We start from the raw sequence: 12,978 nt of genomic DNA, 5'->3' as shown, positions 1-12,978 counted from the left end.
TGGTTCGCTTTTTTCAAATTTTTGTAGAGGAAGGGTTTTTGTTGGAATGGGAAACATAGTGTTGAATGCCGCCGGCTTATTTGCCATGATTTTCTTAGGATATTTTCTTAAGCAATTGAAAGTCCTTTCGAAAGCCGATGGCTCGATCTTATCCAAAATTATTTTGAATGTAACGTTACCGGCGGCAATCATTTTGAATTTAGCTGCAATGCAAGTACAAGTCAGTGCCCTTAGTTTGATTGTGATCGCGTTGATCATTACGATCGTCCAAATCCTCTTCGCATTTTTCTTGACCAAAAACGAATCAAGTACCTTGCAGCAGTTTGCGATGTACTGCGGGTCAGGCTTTAATATCGGCAATTTTGCGATTCCTTTTGCCCAAAGCTTTTATCCTTTAGGGATTCCGCTGATTTCGCTGTTTGATATGGGAAACAGTATCATGTTGGCAGGGGGAACGACGATTTTCATCGAATTCTTGATTGGAAAGCGGACGACATTTGAACCAGGGAAAATCTTTTTGAATCTCCTGCGCTCGCCAACATTTACCATTTATCTAGTGATGCTGATTATCCGCAGTGCGGATTGGAGGATCCCTGAGGCGGCATTAGCGCTTGTCCAACCAATCGGGATCGCAAATACGTTTTTGTCCATGTTTATGATTGGCTTATTTTTGGATTTCCGCTTACCGAAGCACACTACGCCAACGGTAATCAAAATTTTAAGCTTGCGCTACGGACTGGCCTTCGTGCTGTTTGCGGCTTTCTATGTTTTACCAATCCCAGTTTTATTAAAGCCAGTTCTTTGTTTGTTAGTGTTTGCTCCGATTCCCTTGTTCGGTGTCATTAATTCCGTGATTGCTGGGATGGAGGAAGAAGCAGTAGGGTTCGTTTCTTCCATTAGCTTTTTGATAAGTATGCCGCTAATGACGGGTGTCCTAATGTTATTTGGACTCGCTTGATAAAAAAATACGGCAATGAGCAAAATAATCGCTTTACAAGGCGCTTTTATCGATAATAGAGAAGACTAGATTTAGGAGGAAAAGAAAAATGTTGATTGGTTCACACGTTTCAATGAGCGGCAAAAAAATGCTTTTAGGAGCAGCAGAAGAGGCGGCTAGCTATCAAGCTACTACGTTTATGATTTATACCGGAGCTCCGCAAAACACGCGGCGCAAACCGATCGAAGAGATGCAGATCGCAGCCGGACAAGATTTTATGACGGAAAAAGGAATTTCGAATATCGTCGTGCATGCTCCTTACATTATTAATTTAGGCAATACCATCAAGCCTGAAAACTTTGGCTTTGCCGTTTCATTTTTACAAGAGGAAATCCAAAGAGCGCAAGCTTTAGGTGCGACTCAAATCACGTTGCATCCCGGTGCCCATGTCGGTGCAGGACCCGAAGCTGGGATCAAACAGATCATTAAAGGCTTGAACGAGGTCCTTGAAAAAAATCAAACTGCCCAGATCGCATTAGAAACAATGGCAGGTAAAGGCACCGAGATTGGTCGCAGCTTTGAAGAACTGGCAGCAATTATCGATGGTGTTACTTTAAATGAAAAACTATCCGTTACACTAGATACTTGTCACACGAATGATGCCGGCTATAATGTCAAAGAAGACTTTGACGGCGTCTTAAACGAGTTTGACAAAATTATCGGTTTGGATCGTTTGAAAGTCATCCATGTCAACGATTCTAAAAATCCGCAAGGCAGTCATAAAGACCGACATGCCAATATTGGTTTTGGGACGATCGGTTTTGAAGCGTTGAATAAAATCGTTCATCATGAGCAATTAACAGCGTTGCCGAAAATATTGGAAACACCGTATGTCGGGGAAGACAAAAAGAACAAAAAAGCCCCTTATGGTTATGAAATTGCGATGCTGCGGGAAAAGAACTTTGATCCTGAGCTCTTGACGAAAATCATGGCCGGTGCTTAAACGGTTCATTTAATATGAACTATCTTGTTGTGGGAGGAAGAAAATGGACTTTCAGTTGCTGATCAATGCCGCGAAACAAAAACTGGGATTCAGACAGCTCTCTCAATTTGCAGAAGCAGGGAGTGTCGCAGCAGCACTAGCTACTGCAGATGGACAGATCTATACGGGGATCTGTATCGATACCAGCTGTTCCATGGGCTTTTGCGCCGAACAGGCTGCGGCTGCGCAAATGATCACCGATGGGCAGCAGCGGGTGTTACAGATGGTTGCAATCAATTCGGCAGGTGAGCCGATCCCACCTTGTGGTCGTTGCCGTGAATTCATCAGCCAGCTGGATCCTGCCAACCATAACACGCAGGTCATGATTGCAGCAGGAAAAATCATGACGCTAGAAGAGCTGTTGCCTTTTGATTGGAAAGCATCAAAATAAAAAGAGACTTAGCCCCTTAGACCGCTGTGTTTGAAGGGGCATCTTTGTATTATCAATCCAATAAACGAGCTACGTTTTTGGATAAAAAAACTCCTCAACCAGCAATAGCGCTTTGTTGAGGAGTTGATCAATAGCAATGATTAGAATTTTTTCGCAGCAGCTGCTACGCGTTCTAAACCTTCAGCAATGATTTCTGCTGTTTTAGAAGGATCTGCATTGTGGCCTTCAATGATTACTTCTTCTGTGATGTTCATGCCGAACATACCACCGAAAACTTTTTCCATAAAGGTTACAGCGTTTTCCATTGCGCTCATTTCGCCTGAGTAAACACCACCACGGGCATTCAATAGAACGATTTCTTTGTCTTTCAATAATTGGTTCATTGAACCATCTTCGTTATAAGAGAAAGTAAAGCCAGCTTGGAAGATGTAGTCGATAAAGGTGTGCAAGGCAGCTGGGATCGTTAAGTTCCACATTGGGAAAGCGAAAACGATGGTATCTGCTGCTGCGAATTTGTTCATCACGTCTTGACGGACAGTCATCAATTCTTGTTCTTCTTGGTTTAATTCTTGTTCTTGTGAAAGTTTGCCAAATGCTTCAAATAACGTTTGACCGATATAAGGCATTGGTTGTGCGTACACATCAAAGGTTACAACGTCCACATTGTTGGTATCAAGATTTTCAACGAAGGTATCAAACATTTTTGCAGATACTCCATCAGGACGGTTATTGGCTTTAACAACTAAAATATTTTTCATTTTTTTCCACCTTTACTTTAAGTAAGTTTTAATCACAAAGTGTAGTATACTATAAAATATTTTTGCTTACAATAAATAAGTGTATTTTTTTAAAAAAAGCTGGGATATTGCAGTATTTTTCACGAGGTTTTGGTAAACTTTAGAGAAACAGGAGGGATTCTATGAAAATATTTGTGGTCGAGGATGACAAATCATTAGTCAAAATGATGGAAAATCAATTATCCCGCTATGCCTATCAAACCTTTGTTCCAGAAAATTTCGCTGCTGTTTTAGATGAATTCTTGTCGATTCAACCAGATTTGGTTTTATTAGATGTCAATCTGCCTTATTATGACGGGTTCTATTGGTGTCAAAAAATCAGAGAACGTTCGCTGGTTCCGATTCTGTTTATCTCGGCGCGCGATGGCAACATGGATCAAGTGATGGCTTTAGAATACGGGGCCGATGATTATCTGGTCAAGCCTTTTTCTTATGACTTGCTGCTAGCTAAAGTGAAGAGCCATATTCGCAGAGTTTATGGGGATTATGCGCAGTCGGATCGTGCGCGAAGCTTGAAAGCTGGCGAATTGACCTATTATCCGGAAGCGTTGAAGATGGTCTATCGTGAAGCCAGTGAATGGCTGACTGTTCGAGAAGGAGAATTATTGACTCTTTTAATGTCAGCACACCCAGAGATGGTCAAACGAGAACGAATCTTAAATCTATTATGGGATGATGAGCGTTTCGTTGATGACAATACACTTTCTGTCAATGTTGGCCGTTTGCGAAAAAAATTGGCGGCAATGGGCATCAATGATCCAATCCAAACGATTCGCGGCAAGGGTTACGCCTTATCGGTAGTAGGTACCGAACAATGAGAGAATACGTTAAGCTTCATATAGCGAGAATTTTGATCACCGTTCTCGCTATTTCACTGTTCGTCTTAGTGATTTGGCTCGATGGGTATCGAAATTATTTAGTCATTGGGTATGGTCTGTTACTATTTTGCTTGTTGCTTTTGTTTGTTTCTTTGGCGGAATATCTATCCAATGCCGCTTTTTATCACTATCTCAAGAGTGGAAAAGCTGTTCGTGGCAGCAATGGCTCTCTTTCCAAGAAATGGCGTAAACAGTTCGATGCAAGAGAACAGCAAATGCAAGAGAAACTCACCGAATTGAATCAGCATCATCAAAACCACATCCGTTTTATGAATATCTGGGTTCACCAAATGAAAACACCTGTCTCGGTCTTGGCGCTAATGGCTGAAAGTGAGGAAGTCGACAGCTACGATCTTTTGGCTGAGACAGATCGCTTGAAGAGCGGCTTGGCGACCGCCTTGAACTTTGTGCGTTTGGAAGATTTCACGGAGGACTTTGTTATTGAGTCCGTCTCCCTGCTGGAAGTGGTCAAGCACGGGATTGGTGAACAGAAGCGGAATTTTATTCGCAGCGAAGTCTATCCAAAACTGTTGAGTGATGCGGATATCACGGTCACAACAGACAAAAAATGGCTAGGGATCTTGCTGTTTCAACTCATCAGCAACGCCATTAAGTACTCAAAGCCAGAGAGCAAAGTCTGTTTTGAAATTGATCCGTTTTCTAGAAGTTTGACGATCTCCGATGAAGGATGTGGGATTGCGGAAGCGGATCTGCCAAGGGTTTTTCGCCCCTTTTATACAGGTCAGAATGGTCGGCAAACAGGCGAGGCAACTGGAATCGGACTTTACTTAGTCGAAACGATCAGCAAGCAATTGGATATCGATATCGCTTTGGTCTCTAAGGAGAATCTAGGCACGACGGTTACATTAACGTTTCGGACGTAAAGGCGTTCTTACAATTTTGTAAGCTTTCTATCACGAAATCGATAACTGATTGCGCTGCCACCTGCTAAACTGGTAGCAAAGGAGTGAAAATGATGGCTTTACTAGAATTGAAAAATATAACAAAAACCTATGCGGGAGAAGTTTCTGTTGAGGTGTTGCAACAAATCGATCTCAAAGTGCCAGAAGGAGAATTTATCAGCATAATGGGTCCTTCTGGCAGTGGAAAGACTACTATGTTGAATTTGGTAGCAACATTGGATAAACCGACTGCAGGTTCAGTGATCATCAAAGGAGAGCAGCCGCTGGAATTATCTAAGCAAAAACTCGCAGAGTTTCGTCGTCGGCAACTGGGCTTTGTTTTTCAAAACTACAATTTACTTTCACCATTGAGTGTGCTTGAGAATGTTATTTTACCACTGACATTGGATCGGGTGCCGGTTCCTGAGATGAAAGAACGTTCGGAACAGCTATTACGTGAACTTGGGATCTATGAGAAAAAAGACAAACGCATCTATCAGCTTTCCGGTGGGGAGCAGCAGCGGGTTGCGATCGCTAGAGCTTTGATCCATCAGCCGGAATTGCTTTTAGCAGATGAACCGACGGGTAATCTTGATTCCAAGGCAGCACGAGATGTCATGGAAATACTAAGTCAGATGAACAAGCAGCGCAAGGTGACCACCATGATGGTCACCCATGATCCTTATTCCGCCAGCTTTTCTGATCGGGTCGTTTTTATCAAAGACGGAAAGCTGTATAACGAAGTCTATCGCGGGGCTGATCAACAGCAATTTTATCAAAAAATTCTTGAAGTCCTAGCACATTTAGGAGGTCGCCGTCATGAATTTCAGACAGTTGATCATTCGTAATCTGCGGGGGAATTTTCGAACCTATGCGGCCTACTTCGTCAGTAGCGCCTTTGCGGCGATGGTGTTTTATATCTTTAGTCTTTTGCTCTTTCATCCGCAATTGGAAGAAAACTTATCTAATAGCGATACACTTTCAAGCTTAGCTAAGGTTGGTCTATCCGTCGCACTCGTGGTGATCGCCTTACTGTCGCTGTTGTTTTTATGGTATACATTTGTGGTCTTTTTGAAACGACGCAAACGTGATCTGGCAATCTACTTGATTTTGGGGATCGAAGAAAAAGATCTGCGAAAGATTTTATTTGTCGAAAATGCCTTCTTAGGGACCGGCGCCACAGTGACCGGTATTGGCTTAGGGATTTTATTGACGAAATTGTTGTTGCTGATTGCGCAAAATGTCATGTATCTAACAGAAGGACTGAAATTTATGGTTCCTATGGAAGGTTTAGGATTGACCTTTGGGATCTATGTCTTTATTTTTCTCTTGATCTCCTTTTTCAGTACCCGCGCCTTGCAAGGAGAACAGATCATCTCATTGATCAAGGAAAATGAAAAGCCACGTCCTGAACCAAAAAGCCATTGGGCATTGGCATTTTCAGGAATTATATTATTGGTGGCGGGCTATGGATCGGTCTTTTATTTTAGCTACCAAACGTACTCGATGCTGCCGCTTATGCTAGGAGTCTTGTTGACTGTTGCGGGCACGATTTTGTCATTCCATCAGTTCAGCGTATTTCTATTGAAACGATTAAAGAAACGCCCGACCTTCTTACGAGGGACTCGGATGCTGACTATCAGCGAATGGATTTTTCGCATGCGAGACAATGCGGCGATGTATAGTCTGATTGCTATTAGTACCTCCGTGGCATTCGTTGGGATTTCCGTGATGCTGGCGATTGGCAGTTCTTCTTTTTCTTCGATCCAAGGAATTAGTGTAGCCTATGTATTTCCGTGGTCTGGGCCAGAAGACCTCGATCATTCTGAGAGAAAAGTGAATGAAATTAAAACTGCCATAGAAGAAAAAGGGTATGCACCTGTAACGGATAGTGTTTCCTTACTATGGGCCTATGCGAATCTTGATGAATCTGCAGTTATGAATGATTCATTTTATACGACGAATGGCTTTTCAATTATGCGAGAAAGCGACTATCAGAAAATGATGAAACAAATCGGTGAGGAAGCTGATTCCGTTGCAGATAATCAAATAATGACACTTAGTGCTAATTATTCACGTCGAAAACAGCTCCTAGAAGTCCCTGAGAACGAACGCACAAGTATCTACCCACTTGAATTGGGTTCAGAAACCGGTATAAAAAAGGATGTTACGATTGTCCACAGCCCCTCAATGCTTTCTCTGGATTACTTTGGATTGTCAGTTGTGACAGATAAGACCTTTGAGGAATGGCAAGATCTCTTACAAGAGTCTAACGATGATATGGAATCTGGTTTTATTTGGTTAGACTATCCAGAATGGGCTGAGACACCTGAATTGGTATCTGATTTCAATGGGAATTTAGATAAAGAAAATGCCTTGATCGATCAGCAATACGAAGAGCTCAGTCAGGAGTTTGAAGCCAAAGGAGACTATACGGATGAAGAGTGGTCAGAAGCGGCAAAAGACATTCCGATGCGTACGTCTTATACCTCGAAATACCAAGTTTTCCAAGAAAATCGTCAGGGAAATGGCATCATTTTAATGATCACGGTATTACTGGGTTCGGTTTTCTTTATTTTCTCCGCTTCAATTATCTATTTCCGTTTATTTGCAGATTTAGATAAAGATGGGGCGTATCATCGTTCCTTGCATATCTTAGGTGTGTCTCCGAAGGAGCGGCACAACGTTCTGAGACGCCAGCTCCAAGTGATGTACTTCTTGCCAACAGTCGTGGCAATGATCCATTTTGCGGTAGCGATGACCGCTTTGCGTATCTTAGTAGAATTGCCTGTTTGGCAATACTACGGTGTGATCGCTAGTCTCTTTTTGATTTTTCAAATCGTTTTTTACTTGATTTGTCAATATCGATACTTCCAGCAAATTGATAGGATCGCCGATCCTACAGAGTAGTTTGATTTTTAAGTCAAATCCCTTTCAGTCAACACGGATTGGGATTTGGCTTTTTATTTGCTGCAATGTTATTTTCCTTTGGCAATGAAGCGTTTTAATTGTGTAAATCACTAATATGCAGATAAAATTAGTTAACACTTATTCTATCAAGCAGTCGCCGATTCGCTGCTAGAATGTGGCAACTGGAAGTCTATTTTCTCAACGTGAAACGAAAAGACACTTGTTAAGTACAATATTCATGTCGAGCACAGTGACTGCTGTGATCGGTAGGTTTAGCTAAGCGCTCACTTAAGGAGGAAACCAATGATCAAACGACTAGGAAAAGCATTTGCTGTCTTGCTACTGTTAGTTCCTGTTTTTGCCGGTATGCGGATTGTTTATGGAGAAACCGATGTGGGAGCCAAGCTGATCACAAATGTGTCGATCGTCAATAGCCACAATGAAGTCATTACAAGTATCGAAAAAGATGACTCGTTTAAAATAGATATGAGGTGGAGTTTAGAAAATTTGGGTGACTTAAAAGCAGGTGACAAAGCAACAGTCACCTTGCCAGTTGAGATTGAAGGCGTCAATAATACGTATGCTTTATACGATGAAAATAACAACTTAGTGGTCAATGTTACCCAAGTTGGCAATCAGCTGACCTTTGTTTTCACGGAATTTGTCGAAAAAAATACCAATGTACATGGGGACTTTTATTTTTGGACAAAGTTCAGCGATGAAGTGACAGAGAACCAAATCAACAACATTAACTTCGAAACAGTAAATGGAACGCAATCGGTACCTATTTTTATTCAAGCAGTGGATGATACAGGGGAGGGTGCCTTACTCACCAAACAAGGACTGTATTTAGGTACGCAAGAACCCAAACGGATTATTGATTGGCGTGTGTACATCAACTCGTTTGATACAAACCAAGTGACGATCAAAGATGGAACGTTTATTGATATTTTAGGTCCCCATCAGACACTCGTCAGTACGACTGCTCGAGTGGTCTATGGACCCAGCGTTTCCAACCCAACATATGTTGATGAAGTACCGATCGTTTTAAATAGTGATGGCTCCTTTGAAATTCCTTTGCGGGATACGGAGGAACGGATCTACATTACCTACAAAACAGAAACGGATGGTTCATTGGAACAATATACCAATCGGGGCATCCTCGATGCCGTAGTCAATGATGTGCCAAGAACAAGCAGTATTACTGGCTATACACCACGCTATGGTGGCGGTGGTGGTGGAACCGGTGAACTAGGGGAGTCCAGCAGCACGGAACCAAGTAGCGAAAGCAGCACCAGTAGTAGCACGGAACCAAGTAGCGAAAGCAGCACTAGTAGCAGCACGGAACCAAGTAGCGAAAACAGCACTAGTAGCAGCACGGAACCAAGTAGTGAAAGTAGCACCAGCAGTAGCACGGAACCAAGTAGCAGCACGGAACCAAATAGTGAAAGTAGCACCAGCAGTAGCACAGAACCAAGTAGTGAAAGCAGTACAAGTAGTAGCACGGAACCAAGTAGTGAAAGTAGTATGATTAGTAGTTCAGAATCAAATAACGGGAGTAGTTCTAGTAATAATGGAGCGATTACACATCAAAGTTCAACCCCTGGGAACATGCAGGTATCCCAATCAAATAATTTGCATAATCAATCAGAAAAACAGCAGTTTCCTCAAACGAATGAATCGTCTAATCATTTATGGATTGCAATAGGAATGGTTTTAGCAGGATGCGCATTGAAGTTAAGTTGGAGTAAATTTATCAGGTAGATAGAAACTGAAATTTTGGAGGCAGTTTTTTTACTTGGAAGAATAATTAATAAAGACTTATTTAAAGGGAAGATGCCATTTTATTGGGTCTTTCCTTTTTTTTCGGCGCATGTTTTCTCTGAGAATTTATTATAATTTCCTTATCAAGTTATCTTGAAATATTCATTTAGGAAGTGAGGAAATGAGAAAACTGGTTGGAATTGTGTTGATTTTGCTGTTAGCGGGATTATTGCTGCTGGTGTTTGGTTTCGATCATACTTCAGCAAAAGAACGAGCCGGAGGGAATTTATCGTTTTCTGTTCAAACGAATCGAGTGATCTATGATGAAGCCTTGAAAGTCATTACGATCCCGGTACGGCCGAACAAAACGCTGACTTCACAAAACGTTTGTATCCGTTTAACTTATGGTTGGGATGGCAATGGACACAGTGAAAAGGTGATTGGTGAAACGTATCTAACAAATGTCGATTGGTTTTCAGGTGTTGAAAACTACTTAAGGATCTATGCTGAGATGGCCATCGATGAGATCAAAAGTGTGGATAAAGTAGATTTAGTTGTGATTTATGACGGTGAAACAACGATTACTGAAAACTTGAAGCCTAGTCAATGGCAGGTAATCACACCCCCGAGCTCTAGTGAGACCACGAACTCTGAGATAAGCGCAAGCTCTAAGGTGACTGAAGAAACGGGCTCTTCCTTTAGTAGTATCGAACCGAAATTTAGCGACTCTCAATCCACGGATCCAAGGACTTCTACTACGGAAAACACAAGTCAGGATTCTCAAAGGATCGAAAGTAGTCACAATTCAAGTGAGTCAGAAAACTTCAACACCCAACCAGTTAGTGAGAGTGAATCGAGTCAGACAATTAGGAGTCAAGAAACCACCGCAACAACAGGAACAATGACCGTTAGTGAAGCGGCATCTGAGAATCTTTCAGATTCAGAAACGAAACCAAACAAATTAGCGCCTAACCAAAGTCAGTCAAGCAAGCGAAGTGTTTCCTCCAATGATCCCGTAGGCAAACAACTCGCTAAAGCATCGTCTTCAGTGAAAATGGAACAGGAACAACGTACGGAGACAAGCAGTGCTAAGGAGGTCAATGGAGCCTTACTACCGAAAACCGGCAGCAAAAATACGAGTATTCGTTATTTACTCTTTGGTCTAGGCGTGGTTATCCTTACTGTCTTCCTTTACTGGCTGAATCGAAAGTTATTTTCTGATGAGAGAGAGTAAAGAAAAATGCCGAGGATAATGAGAGAATTGATAACCCACGATTGGAATTTTCTTCCCCAGAAAGCACAATCACGTTTTTGTTTTACCGTTTTTAACAAAAAGTCTGACGATCGTTTTGAGGCGTCAGACTTTTTTTATGAAAATATACAGATAACGAAAGGAAAATTTGTTAAAAGTGATTTGACAGAAAAGAGCGCACGGTGGTACGATCACCAAACACTGCTAGCTTACAATTTTGTAAGATGACAAATTTAGGATAAAAACAGCGTTTGCTGATTATACAAGCGAGGGAAATTTCATGTTACAGGCACTTTTGGATACGACAGAAAAACAAATTTATGCGTTTCTAAGTTATTGTTACGAAACGAACAAGAAAGACTATACAATTAAAGAGCTCTCAGGTGTTTTCGATAGGAAAACCAACAAAATGCAGTCGATCGTTCAGCAAGTAGAGGTGTTTCGTGCACGCTATCCTCAGTTTACTTTGACCTATGATCGGCTGGAAAAAGAAGTGTCGATTACTTTTTCTCCACGATTTCTATTGAGCCAAGCCTATAGTGTATTGTTGCAGGGAACCGTTGGGTTTATCTTGCTGGATGCACTCTTTCAGGGGGATTATCATTCCCTTGAACAACTCAGTCACAAAACCTTTAGCAGTCCCCGCACGATTCAACGAAAATTGCAGGAGTTAAATCATGTTTTGGCGAATTATCATTTGTCCTATAGTTTAAAAAAAGGTGATCCTTTGGCAGGTGCCGAATATGCGATCCGCTATTTTTATCATCTTACCTATTGGCAAATTTTTGATGAGAAGGACTCACAAGTCTTGGCATCGATCAAGGAGAAAGAGCAGGCTGAAGCGTTGTTTGAAACCCATGCTTCTTATATGAGAAAAATCGATATCGATAAATTTCTTCATCTATTCGCTATCACCGTGCAAAGAATCCATCAAAAGCATCCGCTTTCGTTTTTACCCAACGAAGTACTGACGTTTGAGCACCCATTAATTGAAAAAAATCAGTTTGATCAGGTCTTTTTGAACCCATTGTTTCACAGGAATCATCTGCCGTTTTCTGAAATTTCGGAGGTTGAACGCAGCTTCTTGTATTATATGTTTGGGGTAATGAACACCTATCTTGAGGAGGATCTCGATGCTGCTAATATCTCGTGGCTGACTCAGCCAAAGTACCAGCAAGAAGCGCAGCTTGTTGAAAAACTTGCCGTGTATTTTCGGTTGACGTTTACAGAAGCCGAAAAAAACTATTTACTGGTTAATCTGGTCATGATCCATTCCGCCTCTGGCTGTTTTGGTACGCGACAAAAAAGCGATAGTTTTGGCAAAACAACCGACGAACAAGAGCTGCAAGCCGCTTTTCCAGTGCTTTATCCAACCATGAAACGGTTTTTTTTGGAAGCGACTGTTTCTTTACCAGCGTTGCGTAGATTACTGCAAATGAATGATCGCTTGATTTTCCAATACTGTATGTTACTGAGAGTTATTTTTATCAAATATGAACAGCCGGTCACGTTCTCGATCCATTCGAAATACGGTAAAACGCAAGAGCTTTGGATCAAGAACCGCTTGATGAATGCCACGCATCGAGCGATGGCCCATTATTCGCTGTCTCAAAAACCAGATTTGGTGATCAGCGATTATCCGATCCATCAGGAATTTTCCGAGGAAGAACAGCCTTACCTCTTTTATTGGAATGGTCACCCAAGCGCAAAGGAGTGGAAACAGCTCAAGCAAGTGATCAAACAGATCAGAAGTGCCAAGAACAAGGCAGCGTTCGCCCAACTGGCATTCACCCAAACGGAGTGAGCCCGCTATAAGATCGAGCAAATAGAACTTATAATTTTGCCAAGCGTTTGACCAGCAGCAATTGGGCAAACGTGAAAAGCAACAGTGATACAGGAAGTTGTCAAGAAGCAAAAACAGGAGCATCGATGTTCCTTTTTCGCTTCTTGACTTTTTTTTACAGAGATGGCATGGTATACATATTATCATAACGTTTTTTGTTTAAAATCGTTGCAGAAATGGTGTTAGGAAGAAGGGGTAACTTTGACAGAAGTATTAGCACTGCAAAATGTTTCCAAATTGATTGGAACCAAACGAATCATTG

11 protein-coding genes are annotated in these 12,978 nt (G+C 41.7%); 10 read left to right on the top strand and 1 reads right to left on the bottom strand.

What is annotated here, in order from left to right; all coding sequences use genetic code 11:
- Nucleotides 1–46: 46 nt before the first annotated feature.
- The 3 genes from CO692_RS01000 (at nucleotide 47) to CO692_RS00990 (ending at nucleotide 2,370) form a co-directional block, all read left to right on the top strand.
- Nucleotides 47–958 (top strand): AEC family transporter, encoded by a 912-nt coding sequence (locus CO692_RS01000; protein ID WP_096741295.1) that lies wholly within the window; start codon nucleotides 47–49, stop codon nucleotides 956–958.
- 88 nt (nucleotides 959–1,046) lie between these two features.
- Nucleotides 1,047–1,940: a deoxyribonuclease IV gene (locus tag CO692_RS00995; RefSeq protein ID WP_077454311.1), complete on the top strand. Its 894-nt coding sequence runs from the start codon at nucleotides 1,047–1,049 to the stop codon at nucleotides 1,938–1,940.
- Between the two features lie 43 nt (nucleotides 1,941–1,983).
- A complete protein-coding gene (locus CO692_RS00990; protein WP_096741294.1) occupies nucleotides 1,984–2,370 on the top strand; it encodes a cytidine deaminase family protein in 387 nt (128 codons plus the stop codon).
- 140 nt (nucleotides 2,371–2,510) lie between these two features.
- Here CO692_RS00990 and CO692_RS00985 read toward each other — a convergent pair whose 3' ends face one another.
- Nucleotides 2,511–3,128, bottom strand: a complete 618-nt coding sequence (locus tag CO692_RS00985) for an FMN-dependent NADH-azoreductase (protein ID WP_005225804.1) — start codon at nucleotides 3,126–3,128, stop codon at nucleotides 2,511–2,513.
- A 161-nt stretch (nucleotides 3,129–3,289) separates the two neighbouring features.
- On the opposite strand from CO692_RS00985, the gene CO692_RS00980 reads away from it, so the two are divergent.
- From CO692_RS00980 to CO692_RS00945, 7 genes are all read left to right on the top strand, one after another.
- Nucleotides 3,290–3,985 (top strand): response regulator transcription factor, encoded by a 696-nt coding sequence (locus tag CO692_RS00980; RefSeq protein WP_096741293.1) that lies wholly within the window; start codon nucleotides 3,290–3,292, stop codon nucleotides 3,983–3,985.
- Nucleotides 3,982–4,929 carry a sensor histidine kinase gene (locus tag CO692_RS00975; protein ID WP_077454308.1) on the top strand — a complete coding sequence of 316 codons (948 nt, stop codon included), beginning with the start codon at nucleotides 3,982–3,984 and terminating at the stop codon, nucleotides 4,927–4,929. The genes CO692_RS00980 and CO692_RS00975 overlap by 4 nt, the downstream gene beginning before the upstream one ends.
- Nucleotides 4,930–5,018: 89 nt before the next feature.
- Nucleotides 5,019–5,795 (top strand): ABC transporter ATP-binding protein, encoded by a 777-nt coding sequence (locus tag CO692_RS00970; RefSeq protein ID WP_077454307.1) that lies wholly within the window; start codon nucleotides 5,019–5,021, stop codon nucleotides 5,793–5,795.
- Complete coding sequence (locus CO692_RS00965) at nucleotides 5,767–7,857, top strand: ABC transporter permease (RefSeq protein ID WP_096741292.1); 2,091 nt, start codon at nucleotides 5,767–5,769, stop codon at nucleotides 7,855–7,857. The genes CO692_RS00970 and CO692_RS00965 overlap by 29 nt, the downstream gene beginning before the upstream one ends.
- Nucleotides 7,858–8,160: 303 nt before the next feature.
- Nucleotides 8,161–9,621: an Ig-like domain-containing protein gene (locus CO692_RS00960; protein WP_096741291.1), complete on the top strand. Its 1,461-nt coding sequence runs from the start codon at nucleotides 8,161–8,163 to the stop codon at nucleotides 9,619–9,621.
- A gap of 181 nt (nucleotides 9,622–9,802) precedes the next feature.
- Nucleotides 9,803–10,855, top strand: a complete 1,053-nt coding sequence (locus tag CO692_RS00955; RefSeq protein WP_096741290.1) for an LPXTG cell wall anchor domain-containing protein — start codon at nucleotides 9,803–9,805, stop codon at nucleotides 10,853–10,855.
- Nucleotides 10,856–11,153: 298 nt separating this feature from the next.
- Complete coding sequence (locus tag CO692_RS00945; protein ID WP_096741288.1) at nucleotides 11,154–12,677, top strand: helix-turn-helix domain-containing protein; 1,524 nt, start codon at nucleotides 11,154–11,156, stop codon at nucleotides 12,675–12,677.
- The last annotated feature ends 301 nt before the right edge of the window (nucleotides 12,678–12,978 follow it).

The sequence above is a fragment of the Enterococcus sp. FDAARGOS_375 genome (assembly GCF_002393265.1).
In the GTDB taxonomy this organism is placed as follows: Bacteria; Bacillota; Bacilli; order Lactobacillales; family Enterococcaceae; genus Enterococcus_D; species Enterococcus_D innesii.
This window is presented reverse-complemented; position numbering and strand designations above follow the sequence as displayed.

Bases quoted from the DNA above. Each gene is read 5' to 3' on its own strand.
- CO692_RS01000 (WP_096741295.1), top strand. From the start codon at position 47: ATGGGAAACATAGTGTTGAATGCCGCCGGCTTATTTGCCATGATTTTC.
- CO692_RS00995 (WP_077454311.1), top strand. From the start codon at position 1,047: ATGTTGATTGGTTCACACGTTTCAATGAGCGGCAAAAAAATGCTTTTA.
- CO692_RS00990 (WP_096741294.1), top strand. From the start codon at position 1,984: ATGGACTTTCAGTTGCTGATCAATGCCGCGAAACAAAAACTGGGATTC.
- CO692_RS00985 (WP_005225804.1), bottom strand. From the start codon at position 3,128: ATGAAAAATATTTTAGTTGTTAAAGCCAATAACCGTCCTGATGGAGTA.
- CO692_RS00980 (WP_096741293.1), top strand. From the start codon at position 3,290: ATGAAAATATTTGTGGTCGAGGATGACAAATCATTAGTCAAAATGATG.
- CO692_RS00975 (WP_077454308.1), top strand. From the start codon at position 3,982: ATGAGAGAATACGTTAAGCTTCATATAGCGAGAATTTTGATCACCGTT.
- CO692_RS00970 (WP_077454307.1), top strand. From the start codon at position 5,019: ATGATGGCTTTACTAGAATTGAAAAATATAACAAAAACCTATGCGGGA.
- CO692_RS00965 (WP_096741292.1), top strand. From the start codon at position 5,767: ATGAATTTCAGACAGTTGATCATTCGTAATCTGCGGGGGAATTTTCGA.
- CO692_RS00960 (WP_096741291.1), top strand. From the start codon at position 8,161: ATGATCAAACGACTAGGAAAAGCATTTGCTGTCTTGCTACTGTTAGTT.
- CO692_RS00955 (WP_096741290.1), top strand. From the start codon at position 9,803: ATGAGAAAACTGGTTGGAATTGTGTTGATTTTGCTGTTAGCGGGATTA.
- CO692_RS00945 (WP_096741288.1), top strand. From the start codon at position 11,154: ATGTTACAGGCACTTTTGGATACGACAGAAAAACAAATTTATGCGTTT.